The 12,595-nt window shown below is 59.6% G+C and carries 9 protein-coding genes; 4 read left to right on the top strand and 5 right to left on the bottom strand.

Annotation, left to right across the window (positions count from 1 at the left end; translation table 11 throughout):
• Position 1: 1 nt before the first annotated feature.
• From lsrD to lsrA, 3 genes are read right to left on the bottom strand one after another with little or no spacing between them, the layout of a single operon-like run.
• Positions 2-1,000, bottom strand: coding sequence for an autoinducer 2 ABC transporter permease LsrD (gene lsrD / locus LGL98_RS03130; protein ID WP_135714693.1), 999 nt, complete (start codon positions 998-1,000; stop codon positions 2-4).
• On the bottom strand, positions 1,001-2,035 hold the full coding sequence (gene lsrC / locus LGL98_RS03125; RefSeq protein ID WP_136031189.1) for an autoinducer 2 ABC transporter permease LsrC: 1,035 nt from the start codon (positions 2,033-2,035) through the stop codon (positions 1,001-1,003).
• Positions 2,032-3,519: an autoinducer 2 ABC transporter ATP-binding protein LsrA gene (gene lsrA / locus LGL98_RS03120; RefSeq protein ID WP_136031187.1), complete on the bottom strand. Its 1,488-nt coding sequence runs from the start codon at positions 3,517-3,519 to the stop codon at positions 2,032-2,034. Before lsrA ends, lsrC begins: the two co-directional genes overlap by 4 nt.
• Before the next feature lie 218 nt (positions 3,520-3,737).
• On the opposite strand from lsrA, the gene lsrR reads away from it, so the two are divergent.
• The 3 genes from lsrR to LGL98_RS03105 all read left to right on the top strand — a co-directional run bounded on the left by lsrR (position 3,738) and on the right by LGL98_RS03105 (position 8,939).
• A complete protein-coding gene (lsrR, locus tag LGL98_RS03115; RefSeq protein ID WP_004150933.1) occupies positions 3,738-4,709 on the top strand; it encodes a transcriptional regulator LsrR in 972 nt (323 codons plus the stop codon).
• 37 nt (positions 4,710-4,746) lie between these two features.
• Positions 4,747-6,339 (top strand): autoinducer-2 kinase, encoded by a 1,593-nt coding sequence (gene lsrK, locus LGL98_RS03110; RefSeq protein ID WP_136031184.1) that lies wholly within the window; start codon positions 4,747-4,749, stop codon positions 6,337-6,339.
• A gap of 578 nt (positions 6,340-6,917) precedes the next feature.
• Positions 6,918-8,939 carry an NADPH-dependent 2,4-dienoyl-CoA reductase gene (locus tag LGL98_RS03105; RefSeq protein ID WP_136031182.1) on the top strand — a complete coding sequence of 674 codons (2,022 nt, stop codon included), beginning with the start codon at positions 6,918-6,920 and terminating at the stop codon, positions 8,937-8,939.
• Between the two features lie 89 nt (positions 8,940-9,028).
• Here the strand turns inward: LGL98_RS03105 and rlmG are convergent, their stop codons facing one another.
• Together rlmG and LGL98_RS03095 are read right to left on the bottom strand one after the other, a co-directional pair.
• Entirely contained in the window at positions 9,029-10,159 is a 1,131-nt protein-coding gene (gene rlmG / locus LGL98_RS03100) for a 23S rRNA (guanine(1835)-N(2))-methyltransferase RlmG (RefSeq protein ID WP_136031180.1), read from the bottom strand.
• A gap of 76 nt (positions 10,160-10,235) precedes the next feature.
• On the bottom strand, positions 10,236-11,576 hold the full coding sequence (locus tag LGL98_RS03095; RefSeq protein WP_136031179.1) for an MFS transporter: 1,341 nt from the start codon (positions 11,574-11,576) through the stop codon (positions 10,236-10,238).
• A gap of 108 nt (positions 11,577-11,684) precedes the next feature.
• Between LGL98_RS03095 and LGL98_RS03090 the strand changes: the two genes are divergently transcribed.
• Entirely contained in the window at positions 11,685-12,551 is an 867-nt protein-coding gene (locus tag LGL98_RS03090; protein WP_012540503.1) for a helix-turn-helix domain-containing protein, read from the top strand.
• Positions 12,552-12,595: the final 44 nt, after the last annotated feature.

The following is a 12,595-nucleotide window of genomic DNA, read 5'->3' as shown; positions in this document are numbered from 1 at the left end:
TTTATGCTCCGATTGTTTTATGCGAGAAAAGACGCTGCCAGGTCGCGCGCACCCATTCACGGTGCAGGCTCAGCGAACGCCCCATCACCACCACAACCAACAGCGCCCCTGACAGCGCGCTCGACACCTGGTTGGGGATGCCGACCATCTGTAAACCCTGTTGCAGATACCCCACCAGCAATGCCGCCAGCGCGGTACCCAGTATCGATCCCGAGCCGCCGTAAATATTGGCCCCGCCGAGCACCGCCGCGGTCAGCGCTGGCATCAGCAGGTCGCGGCCTAAATCCGAACGCGCCGAGCCGAAATAGGAGACCATCACCAGCGCCGCGACCGCCGAGGCGACGCCAACCAGGCCATACAGCACGTACGGGATGCCGTTCACCGACAGCGCGGCATAGCGCGCGGCGCGCGGATTTTGCCCGAGTAAAAAGAGGTGGCGGCCAAAGCGCCCGCGATGGGCCAGTAGCCAGAAGAAAAAGGTGATAATCGCGAACAGCACCAGCGGTAGCGGCAGTCCGGCGAGGGTTAAATTGGCGAAGGCGGTGAAGCTATCGGGAAAACCGCCAATCCCCTCGTAACCGGTCGCGCCGGCCATACCGGAAAGCAGCAGCGCGCCGCCGCCGTACAGATACAGCGTCCCGAGGGTGATCACCAGTGGGCTGATGCCGGTGTAGTGGATCAGCGCGGCGTTGAATAACCCGCACAGCAGCCCCAAGAGCAACGTCAGCGATACCGCCAGCCACAGCGGCCAGCCCGCCTGGGTCATCACCCCGAGGGCGATGGCGCACAGGCCGATGGTCGAGCCCAGCGAAATATCGATCCCGCCGCTGATGATCACCAGCGTCAGCGGCAGCGCGACGATGCCGATGCAGATAAAGTCGCTGGTGCTAAAGAGCAGCATATTGAGATCCAGCATGCGCGGATTCAAGGCGCCGAACAGCAGGATCTCCACGATCAGCAACGCCAGCAGCGCGCTTTCCCAGTTAAGCTTCAGTTTCATTTAAGCCACCTCTTTGCTTTTGCGTTCGGGAAAGCGGGCAATCTGTTTGCTTCCTTTGTTACCGGGCTGGAAACGGCTGTACTTCAGCGCCCGCTGATGGCGGGCCAGCGCCTGACGCAGGCGGCCATCGAGCACCAGCACGCCAAGCAGCACCAGGCCGGCGATAAAGTCATTCCACCAGGCGGGAAGGCGGAACAGCACCAGTACGGTGTCGATTTGGGTAAGGAAAAAGGCGCCGAGAAACGCGCCGAGCAGCGTACCGGTGCCGCCGAGCAGCGAGATCCCGCCCAGTACGCAGGCGGCGATGGCTTTCATCTCCAAGCCGCTGCCGGTCTGATTAGGCACAAAACCAATCTGCGCGGCGAAGACGATCCCGGCGCAGGCCGCCAGCATACCGTTAAGGGTAAAGGCCAGCATCCGCGTGCGGTTGACCGCCACGCCCAGCTGGCGCGCGGCGGCGAGATTATCGCCAACGGCGTAAAAATCACGACCAAAGGCGGTACGCGACAGCAACCAGGCGCCCGCCAGCAGCAGCGCCAGCACCAGCCAGCCCAGCGGCGACACGCCAATAAACGCGGGCTCCGAGAGCGATTTCAGGCTGTCGGGCAAACCCTCGATCCATTTCCCGCCGGTCCACAGCAGCATCACCCCGCGATACAATCCCAGCGTACCGAGCGTCGCGACGATCGCCGGAATGCGCAGCCCCACCACCAGCAGGCCGTTAAACGCCCCGGCCAGCACGCCAATCGCCAGCGCGAAGGCGATAGCCGTCGCCAGCCCGTAACCGTTGTTCAGCGCCACGCCGACGGCGATGGCGCACAGCCCGACGGTCGAACCTACCGACACGTCAATATTGCGGGTCAGCATCACCAGCGTCGCGCCCAATGCCAGCAGGCAGAGGATTTGCGAGCTGGCGAAAATCATCGCCAGGGTCTGCAAGCTGAAATAGGCCGGATTGAGCGCCACCAGCACAACAAAGAGCGCCACGATGGCGAAGAAGGCGCTCAGTTCGCGATTCTTGAGTAACGTTTTCATGCCTGTCCTCCGAAGGCCAGGGTCATCATGCGATCGACGGTCACCGCCTGCCGCGCCAGTTCGCCGCTGTAGCGGCCCTGATGCATCACCAGCACCCGGTCGGCAAGATCGACGAACTCATCCAGATCGCTGGAGATCATCAGCACCGCCACGTTTTGCGCGGCCACGCTTTTTAGCAGTTGATAGATATCGGCGCGGGCGGAGACATCCACGCCGCGCGTCGGCTCATCGACAATCAGCAGCAGCGGATTAGCTTCCAGACAGCGCGCCAGCAGCACCTTCTGCTGGTTGCCGCCAGAGAGCGTGCGCACCGGCTGATCGCCATCGGCCAGCTTGATCCCCAGCGCCCGGTGATAGCGCTCAACCACCGCCGCCTCCCGTTTCCCCTGCTGCCACCACGACGGCTGATTGAACATCACCGTGTTCCAGCGCACCGGCGCATCAAGAAACAGTCCCGAGACCTGGCGGTCTTCCGGCAGATAGACCAGCCCGCTGGCCAGCCTGGCGCGGGTACTATCGCGGCTGATCTCGCGATTCTCCAGCCAGATCCGCCCGGCGCGCGGTGGACGCAGGCCGTATAAGGTTTCGGCAAATTCGGTACGCCCGGATCCCACCAGCCCGGCCAGACCGACGATCTCTCCGGCGCGGATCTCCAGATTGAGATCGATAAAACCTTCGCCGGTAAGATCTTCCACCCGCAGCACGGGAAAGTCCTGCGGTTGCGTACGGCGGTTGCCCGGTAGCGACAGCCACAGCTTTTGCGTGTCGCTCAGCGCATGGTCGCGGCTGACCGGCGTCATCGCGTTAATCAGTTGCTCGTCGCGGTATGCCGCGGTCTCGCCGCTCAGCACCACCGCGCCGTCGCGCATCACCGAAATATGGCTGGCAAGCTGGCGGATTTCGGGCAATTTGTGTGAGATAAAGACGATCCCAACGTCCAGCGCCTGTAACGCGCGGATCTGGCTAAAGAGCCTCTCGGTTTCACCCGGTGTTAAGGAGGCGGTGGGTTCATCCAGGATCAGGATCCGCGCCTCGCGCATCAGCCCGCGCAGGATCTCGACCATCTGTTGATCGGCCACTTCGAGCGTGCTGGCGCTGGCATCGAGGTTGATCTGGCAGTTCAGCTGCTGCAGTTTGTCCTGCAACCGCGCGGCGGTATCTGCCCGCTTTGGCAGACGAAAGAGAATGTTCTCGCGCACGCTGAGGTTGGGAAACAGCATCGGCTCCTGCGGCACCAGATAGATGCCCAGCTGGTGCGCCAGCGCCGGGCTGAGGCGCGCATACGCGCGGTCGCCAAGCGTCAGTTCACCGCTGTCCGGCGTTTCAACGCCGGCGATGATCTTCATCAGCGTCGATTTACCCGCGCCGTTGCCCCCCATCAGGGCATGCACCTGGCCCGCATGCAGCGTGAAGTCAATGCCCTTCAGCACCGCAACGCCGGAGAACTGTTTGCAGATGTGGCGAGCTTCAAGCAGTGGCTTCATCGTCGCGCCTCGTTTGAACAAATGATTTTTGAATTTAATAATGTTCAAAAGCGTAGACGGTGAACTATATTTACAACCGTGCGAAGATCACAGTTTGGCGCTTTAGATCCTCAGGAAAAAAGAGGCCAGCGATGAAAGATCCGTTTTGCCAGTCGGCTCACACTTTCCGGCCGCGCAATAGCGAACATATGATCTAAATTTTTATAAGAGTTCAATTTATGAGCGAAAAACGCATTACGGAAGAGAACCGCTACGCCGGGCTGGCGTTAGCCGAGGAAGAGCTGGTGGCGCGGGTGGCGTGGTGCTACTACCACGACGGCCTGACGCAAAATGACATCGGCGAGCGTTTGGGGCTGCCACGGCTGAAGATTTCCCGCCTGCTGGAGAAAGGCCGTCAGTCGGGGGTGATCCGCGTGCAGATCAACTCGCGCTATGAGGGCTGTCTGGCACTGGAAAGTGAACTTCAGCAGCGCTTTGGCCTCAAGATTGCCCGCGTGCTGCCGGCGCTCAACACCCCGCCGATGAATACCCGGCTGGGGATCGGCGCGGCGCAGTCGCTGATGGGTATTCTGCAGCCGGGTCAACTACTGGCGGTCGGCTTCGGCGAAGCCACCATGAGCTGCCTGCAGCATCTCAGCGGCTTTATCGGCTCGCAGCAGGTGCGGCTGGTGACGCTCTCTGGCGGCGTCGGCCCGTATATGACCGGTATCGGCCAGCTGGATGCCGCCTGCAGCGTCAGCATTATCCCGGCGCCGCTGCGGGTTTCTTCGGCGGAGGTCGCCGAGATCCTGCGCCGCGAGTCGAGCGTGCGCGACGTGATCCTCGCGGCGACGGCGGCGGACGCGGCGGTAGTCGGCATTGGCGCTATCGATCAGCGGCGCGACGCGACCATTCTGCGCTCCGGCTATATCAGCGAGGGCGAACAGCTGATGTACGCCCGCAAAGGCGCGGTCGGCGACATTTTAGGTTATTTCCTGCAGGCCGACGGCAGGCCGGTAGAAGGACTGGAGATCCATCGGGAACTCCTCGGCGTGACCCTTGATGAGCTGGCGCAGCTGCCGACCATCGTTGGCGTCGCCGGGGGAGAAGAAAAAGCGCAGGCGATTTATGCCGCTCTGATTGGCAAGCGCATTAATGGCCTGGTAACGGAAGAGACAACAGCACGCGCGGTACTCGCGCTGGCCTCCTGACGGCCAGGCGCCGCGCGACCACAGCGAGGCGCATGTCATGAGTTACCTGTTAGCGTTAGATGCCGGGACCGGCAGCATTCGGGCGGTCATTTTCGATCTTAATGGCCGTCAGCTGGCGGTAGGCCAGGCCGAATGGAAACACCTGAGCGTCGATAACGTCCCCGGCTCGATGGAGTTCGACCTTACCACCAACTGGCAGCTGGCCTGCCAGTGCATTCGCCAGGCGCTCGACGCCGCCCGGCTCTCTGCCGCCGATATTCAATCCGTCGCCTGCTGTTCGATGCGCGAAGGGATCGTCCTCTATGACCGCAACGGCGAAGCCATTTGGGCCTGCGCCAACGTCGATGCCCGCGCCAGCCGCGAAGTGGCGGAGCTTAAGGAGATCCACGACTATCGTTTTGAATCCGAGGTATACGAGGTCTCGGGACAAACCCTGGCGCTTAGCGCCATGCCGCGCCTGCTGTGGCTGGCGCACCACCGCCCCGATATCTACCGCAAAGCGGCAACCATCACCATGATCAGCGACTGGCTGGCGGCGAAGCTTTCCGGCGAGCTGGCGGTCGACCCGTCAAACGCCGGCACCACCGGCATGCTCGATCTGTTCAGCCGCGACTGGCGCCCGGCGCTGCTGGATATGGCCGGGCTGCGCGCCGATATGCTGTCGCCGGTCAAAGAGACCGGGACCCTGCTGGGCGCCGTCACCGAAGCGGCGGCGCAGCAAAGCGGCCTGCGCGCCGGGACGCCGGTGGTGATGGGCGGCGGCGACGTCCAGCTCGGCTGCCTGGGCCTTGGGGTGGTGCGTGCCGGGCAAACCGCGGTACTCGGCGGCACTTTCTGGCAGCAGGTGGTCAACCTGCCGCAGGTGCGTACCGATCCGCAGATGAACATTCGCGTTAATCCTCATGTCATTCCCGGCATGGCGCAGGCGGAATCGATCAGCTTCTTTACCGGCCTGACCATGCGCTGGTTTCGCGACGCCTTCTGCGCTGAAGAAAAACTGATTGCCGAGCGGCTCGGCGTCGATGCCTATTCGCTGCTGGAGGAGATGGCCAGCCGCGTGCCCGCCGGTTCCCACGGCGTGATGCCTATTTTTTCCGACGCTATGCACTTTAAGCAGTGGTACCACGCCGCGCCGTCGTTTATTAACCTCTCCATCGATCCGGAAAAGTGCAATAAAGCGACCCTGTTCCGCGCGCTGGAGGAGAACGCGGCGATTGTCTCCGCCTGCAACCTGGCGCAGATCTCGCAGTTCTCCGGCGTGGCATTCGACAGCCTGGTGTTTGCCGGCGGCGGCTCTAAAGGCGCGCTGTGGAGCCAGATCCTCAGCGACGTCACCGGCCTGCCGGTGCGGGTGCCGCTGGTCCGCGAAGCCACCGCGCTGGGCTGCGCCATCGCCGCCGGAACCGGCGCCGGACTGTATGGCGATATGGCCAGTACCGGAGAACGGTTAGTGAGCTGGCACCGCGAGTTCACTCCTAATCCGCAGCATCGCGAGCTGTATCAGGAGATGATGAGCAAATGGCAGACGGTGTACGCCGATCAGCTTGGCCTTGTCGATAGCGGGCTGACAACGTCGATGTGGCAAGCGCCGGGCCTGGAGCGCCGCCAGCGCGTAGTCCCCTCACCCTAACCCTCTCCCGGTGGGAGAGGGAACCGTTCGGCGCTGGCCTGAATATCGGTGCCCTTCTTCTCCCTCACCCTAACCCTCTCCCGGCGGGAGAGGGAACCGCCCGGTGCTGGCCTGAATATCGGCGCCCGTCTTCTCCCTCACCCTCACCCTCTCCCGGCGGGAGAGGGAACCGTTCGGTGCTGGCCTGAATATCGGCGCCCGTCTTCTCCCTCACCCTATCCCGGCGGGAGAGGGAACCGCCCGGCGCTGGCCTGAATATCGGTGCCCGTCTTCTCCCTCACCCTCACCCTCTCCCGGCGGGAGAGGGAACCGTCCGGCGCTGGCCTGAATATCGGGGCCCGTCTTCTCCCTCACCCTATCCCGGCGGGAGAGGGAACCGCCCGGCGCTGGCCTTGCATACCGGTGCCGGTCCGCCTTTCCCCCTCTCCCTTTGGGAGAGGGCCGGGGTGAGGGTCAATGCTGCACTGTTCTTTGAATCCCATCACAATCACCGCACTCCCCTTTTCCCTTTTTCTTCGCGACGGCTAAATTAGTAACTCATCCGACCACATAACAATAATTTTACATTGGAAGCCACTATGAGCCGCTATCCGTCGCTTTTCGCCCCGCTTGAGCTGGGCTTCACAACGCTCAAAAACCGCGTGTTGATGGGCTCCATGCATACCGGTCTTGAAGAGTTACCCGACGGCGCGCAGCGGTTAGCGGCCTTTTACGCCGAGCGCGCCCGCCACGGCGTGGCGCTTATCGTCACCGGCGGCATCGCCCCGGCACCCTCTGGCGTCACCATGGCCGGCGGCGCAGTGCTCAACGATGCCAGCCATCTGGCGCATCATCGCCAGATCACCGACGCGGTACATCAGGAAGGCGGCAAAATCGCCCTGCAGATCCTCCATACCGGGCGCTACAGCTATCAGCCCGCGCTGGTTGCCCCCTCGGCGCTACAGGCGCCGATCAACCGTTTTACGCCCCATGAACTGAGCCACGATGAGATCCTTACGCTGATCGATGATTTTGCCCACTGCGCCCAGCTGGCGCGCGAAGCGGGCTATGACGGTGTCGAAGTGATGGGCTCTGAGGGCTATCTGATTAACGAATTTCTCGCCGCGCGCACCAACCAGCGCGACGACCAGTGGGGCGGCGATTATGCCAGGCGCATGCGTTTCGCCATTGAAGTGGTTAAGGCGGTGCGCCAGCGCGCCGGCCACGATTTCATTATCATCTACCGCCTGTCGATGCTCGATCTGGTCAACGGCGGCAGCACGCTGGCGGAGGTCACCGAACTGGCCCAAGCCATCGAAGCGGCGGGAGCGACCATCATCAACACCGGGATCGGCTGGCACGAAGCGCGCATTCCGACCATCGCCACGCCGGTACCGCGCGGCGCCTTTAGCTGGGTCACCCGCAAACTGAAAGGCGCGGTGTCGATCCCGCTGATCACCACCAACCGCATCAACGATCCGCAGGTCGCGGAGGATATTCTCGCCCGCGGCGATGCCGATATGGTATCGATGGCCCGCCCGTTCCTCGCCGACGCCGAATTTATGTCGAAAGCGCAGCGCGATCGCGCCGGGGAGATCAATACCTGCATCGGTTGCAATCAGGCGTGTCTCGATCGGATCTTCGTCGGCAAAGTCACTTCCTGTCTGGTCAACCCGCGTGCCTGTCATGAAACCCTGATGCCGGTCCTGCCTGCCAACGCGCCTAAACGGCTGGCGGTGGTCGGCGCCGGGCCAGCCGGTCTGGCCTTCGCCGTTAACGCCGCCGCCCGCGGCCATCAGGTCACGCTGTTCGATGCGCTCCCGGAGATCGGCGGACAGTTTAATATCGCCAAACAGATCCCCGGCAAAGAGGAGTTTCACGAGGCGCTGCGTTACTACCGCACCATGCTCGATCTTCATGGTGTCGATCTGCGCCTGAACACCCGCGTCACGGCAGACGATCTGCTGACGTTCGATGAGACGATCCTCGCCACCGGTATCGCCCCGCGCCTGCCGGCGATCGCCGGGATCGATCATCCTAAGGTGCTGAGCTACCTGGATGTCTTGCGCGACAAAGCGCCGGTTGGCGCGAAGGTGGCGATTATCGGCTGCGGCGGTATCGGCTTCGACACCGCGATGTATTTAAGCCAGTCGGGCGTGGCCACCAGCCAGGATATCGGCGAGTTCTGCCGCGAATGGGGTATCGATACCAGCCTGCAAACGGCGGGAGGGTTGAGTCCTGAAGGCCCGCAGTTGAGTAAAAGCCCACGACAGATTGTGATGCTGCAGCGCAAAGCCAGCAAACCGGGCGAAGGGCTCGGCAAAACCACCGGTTGGATCCACCGCGCGACGCTGCTGGCGCGCGGCGTGAAAATGATCCCGGCGATCAGCTATGAAAAGATCGATGATGAAGGGTTACACGTGACGATCGGTGGCGAGCGCCAGCTGTTGGCGGTGGATCATGTGGTTGTCTGCGCCGGTCAGGAGCCGCGCCGCGAGCTGGCGGATCCGCTGCGCGCGGCGGGGAAAACGGTGCATCTCATCGGCGGGTGCGACGTGGCGGCAGAGCTGGATGCGCGCCGGGCGATTGCCCAGGGCACAAAACTGGCGCTGGCGATTTAGCGATATCTCTCTGACTATTTCCGGGAGCCGAGACCATCGGTAGCCCGGCTAAGGCGACAGCCGCGAGCCGGGGGAGACAGCAACAAGAATCAGCGCTGCTTACGCACCTTGGTTGCTTTCAAAATGACAAACTTATTGTTCGTCGCAATCGTCGTGCAGTTACCAAACGCGCGCTTCAGCTTACGGAAGTAGTCGAGGTGGCGATTGCCAACGACGTACAGCTCGCCACCATATTTCAGGCTGCGGCGGGCATCGTTAAACATCTGCCAGGCAATATGGTCGGTAATGGCGTGCTGCTGATGGAACGGCGGATTGCAGAGGATCGCCGTAAAGCGATCCGGCTCAATGCCGGAGAGCGAATTGTTGACCATAAATTCGCAGCGTGCGATATCGTCCGGCAGGTTGCGCTCGACGTTCAACCGGCTGGAAGCCACCGCCATATGCGACTCATCGGTAAACATGACCCGTGCGTTCGGGTTCTGCGCCAGCGCCTGCAGGCCAATCACCCCGTTGCCGCAGCCGAGATCGGCGATCTCGCCTTCTAAATTAGACGGTAAATGCTGCAGGAAGAAACGCGCGCCGATATCCAGGCCGCTGCGGGCAAAAACGTTGGCGTGGTTATGGATGGTCCACGGCGTACCGTCCAGCTTCCAGCTGTAGGTTTGCGGTGCATCGGCAAGCTTAGGGGCGGTGAAAACGCAGTGGATCAGACGCGCTTTTTTCCACGCCAGCGAGGTGGTGGTGGTGCCGAGGATTTTTTCAAACAGCGCCAGCGTCGAGTTGTGCACGTCACGGGCTTTCGCCGCGGCGATAATGCGGGTTTCCGGCGTCACCACTTCGCGCAGCGCGCGCAGCTGCTGTTCCAGCAGCGCCAGCTGTTTTGGCACCTTAATCAGCACCAGCGCCGGCGAGGCCGGCAGCGGGCTCAGGCTATCCTGAAAGCGCACGCTCTCTTCATCGATACCGTTCATCCGCAGGTTGTGGCGGGTTGCCAGCTCAGAAATAAAGGAGTCGTTGATGCTGACCGGGTTGCGCGCCGCCAGCGCGCAGGCGAGCGCGCCGAAGCCGTCATTGAAGATGAGCGTCAGGCCGTCGACGTCATTCACCTGTTGCAGCAGATATTCATCCGCCGCTTCCCATGCCTGTAGCGCTTCTTCTTCAGCGTTAGGTGGGAACCGCTCTAATGTGAATAACTCACCGTTTAACTCTACCTGGCTCATCGCCTCTCCGCCTCCGGAATACTAAAACCCGCGAGTTTATACGCAAACTTCGCCCAGTTGAATAGAGATCGGTCGATTATCTCCCGCTTTCCTGCGCCATATGCGACAGACGTTTATCATCCAGACTGTAGCGATTCATTATCACTATCAACAGCGCCACCAGCACGCCCGGGAAGAGAGTGAACAACAATTTAATCATCTGCAGCGCTGAAGCCGATTGCTGGGAGGCGGCGCCGACGTAGTCCCCCCACGCCAGCAGATAACCCACCAGCGCGCCGCCGATGGCAATCCCTAATTTGATTGCAAACAGGTTGGTTGAGAAGACAATTCCGCTGAGCTTCTTGCCGCTGCGCTTTTCTTCCGCATCAATGATATCTGAGAGCATGCTCCACTGTAGCGGTGTTGCCGCCAGCTGAATGATATTGATGATTATCACCAACGTGAAGATGGCGGCGACGTTGCCCGCCGGGACGAAATACATCGCGATTAACAGCACCGCCTCCAGCGCCATTGACAGCTTGAAGCCCTTCACTTTATCGATGTTCTTAAATATGAACGGCGACAGCATGGCTCCCACCACTCCGGAAGCCAGCGTGGTGGTCAGCAACAAGCTGCCAAGATCCGCGCGCCCCATAATGTTATTGACGTAGTAGAGCGTGGTACCGCCTTTGAACAGCACGGCGATCAGGTTCACCACGTTCAGCGTAAATAAAATGCGCCAGTCTTTGTTCGCCAGCAGGGTTTTCAGGTCATCAAGGATGCTGCTCTGATTATTGGCCGTAATGTCTGTAGAGTAGCGCTCTTTAGTCAGGCCAAAACAGATAAAGAACAGCACGATGCTCAAGGCGCCCATCAGCATCATGGTGTAGAAATACCCGTTTTGCAGATTGCCTTTCCCCAGCCAGGCCACCAACGGTAGCGCAGTCAGCGACACAATCAGGCCGCCTAAGGTACTTAGCGCAAACCGCCACGACTGCAGCGATACTCGCTCGCGGGAGTCATTGGAAATATTATTAATCATCGCGCAGTACGGGACGTTAATAGCGGTATACACTAACGATAATAAAGTATAAGAAACATAGGCATAAATTAACTTACCGCTATAACCTAAATCCGGGGTATAAAACGTTAAGCAGCACAATACGCCAAACGGAATGGCAAACCATAAAATATAGGGCCGGAATTGACCATATTTAGTGCGGGTTCTATCAGCCACCGCCCCCATTAATACATCGGTCACCGCATCTAATACTCTGACGGCTAAAAACATGGTTCCCATATGCGCGGGGCTTAAACCAAATACGTCAGTATAAAACCAGGCCATGAACAACATCACTGTTTGCCATACTAAATTACAACCGGTGTCGCCTAAGCCATAGCTGAATTTTTCTTTGATACTAATACGGGCAGTATTCATCGCGCCTCCGCAATAAGAGCACTGGTAGATTTGATATGCATACGTTATTGCTAAGGGCAATCCGGTTATGTATAAATTATCCTGTTAAATATAAGAAGAGTGTACCCGATGAGTGACGAATCTCCCGTTTTCGAAAAGATCCCCGTTGGCGCAGGTGAACTCTTTACGCTGCGAGCAGATAACATAAATGATTTCAATGGGATAAATGTAGTTCCACATTTCCATATGATGGACGAACTGATGTGGTTCAGAGAATCAGGGGGAAGCTATTCCATTGGCGACGAAAAATTTACCATTAAAAACAACACGCTGGTATATGTCCCTGCCCTACTCATTCATGAAATGACGTTACCGCCCGCTGCCAGCCACAAGCGTTATCTTATGCAATTCGAAAAAGAGTGGCTGGAAGGATATGATCTGTCGCTACCTGCGGCCCACTGCGGCGCGGTAGTTTATCTTTCCGGCGAGGAGGCTGAGCGCCTTGAGCTGCTGCTGAGCTGGTGCAGTGAGTTCAGCGACTTCTCCGATTCGCTGTTCCGTTCCCTGATGCAAAGCGTACTACTGCATGCTTTTAATCGCCTTAAAGATTCCGTTCCTGTTACCGAACGAACCCATCATCGCTACCTGAGCGAACTTATCGAACTACTACAAGTCATTAATGCCAATGAAAATTTTGAAATGACAACAGAGGAAGCCGCCCGACGCTGTCAGTGGTCAAAATCCTGGTTTTCCCGCACCTTTAAATCCGCCTTTGGCATCAGCTTTAAGAAATTCATGCTGCTGCGCAAACTCAATATCGCTGTCAATCTGCTGACAAACACCGACCTGAAGATCAGCGATATCTCGCAAAGTGCCGGCTTCACTGACAGCGCCTACTTCTGCCTCAAGTTTAAAGAGATGATGAACGATACTCCGCAATCTTTCCGCCACAAAATCAGAAGCACCGATGCCGTAGGCAGTCGGGCGGAGAAATAAATCGTTTTTTGTGAGCAGCATCACCAGATAAGTGGACGTTTATT

The organism is Klebsiella africana (genome assembly GCF_020526085.1).
GTDB classification, from domain to species: Bacteria; Pseudomonadota; Gammaproteobacteria; order Enterobacterales; family Enterobacteriaceae; genus Klebsiella; species Klebsiella africana.
This window is presented reverse-complemented; position numbering and strand designations above follow the sequence as displayed.

Bases quoted from the DNA above. Each gene is read 5' to 3' on its own strand.
- lsrD (WP_135714693.1), bottom strand. From the start codon at position 1,000: ATGAAACTGAAGCTTAACTGGGAAAGCGCGCTGCTGGCGTTGCTGATC.
- lsrC (WP_136031189.1), bottom strand. From the start codon at position 2,035: ATGAAAACGTTACTCAAGAATCGCGAACTGAGCGCCTTCTTCGCCATC.
- lsrA (WP_136031187.1), bottom strand. From the start codon at position 3,519: ATGAAGCCACTGCTTGAAGCTCGCCACATCTGCAAACAGTTCTCCGGC.
- lsrR (WP_004150933.1), top strand. From the start codon at position 3,738: ATGAGCGAAAAACGCATTACGGAAGAGAACCGCTACGCCGGGCTGGCG.
- lsrK (WP_136031184.1), top strand. From the start codon at position 4,747: ATGAGTTACCTGTTAGCGTTAGATGCCGGGACCGGCAGCATTCGGGCG.
- LGL98_RS03105 (WP_136031182.1), top strand. From the start codon at position 6,918: ATGAGCCGCTATCCGTCGCTTTTCGCCCCGCTTGAGCTGGGCTTCACA.
- rlmG (WP_136031180.1), bottom strand. From the start codon at position 10,159: ATGAGCCAGGTAGAGTTAAACGGTGAGTTATTCACATTAGAGCGGTTC.
- LGL98_RS03095 (WP_136031179.1), bottom strand. From the start codon at position 11,576: ATGAATACTGCCCGTATTAGTATCAAAGAAAAATTCAGCTATGGCTTA.
- LGL98_RS03090 (WP_012540503.1), top strand. From the start codon at position 11,685: ATGAGTGACGAATCTCCCGTTTTCGAAAAGATCCCCGTTGGCGCAGGT.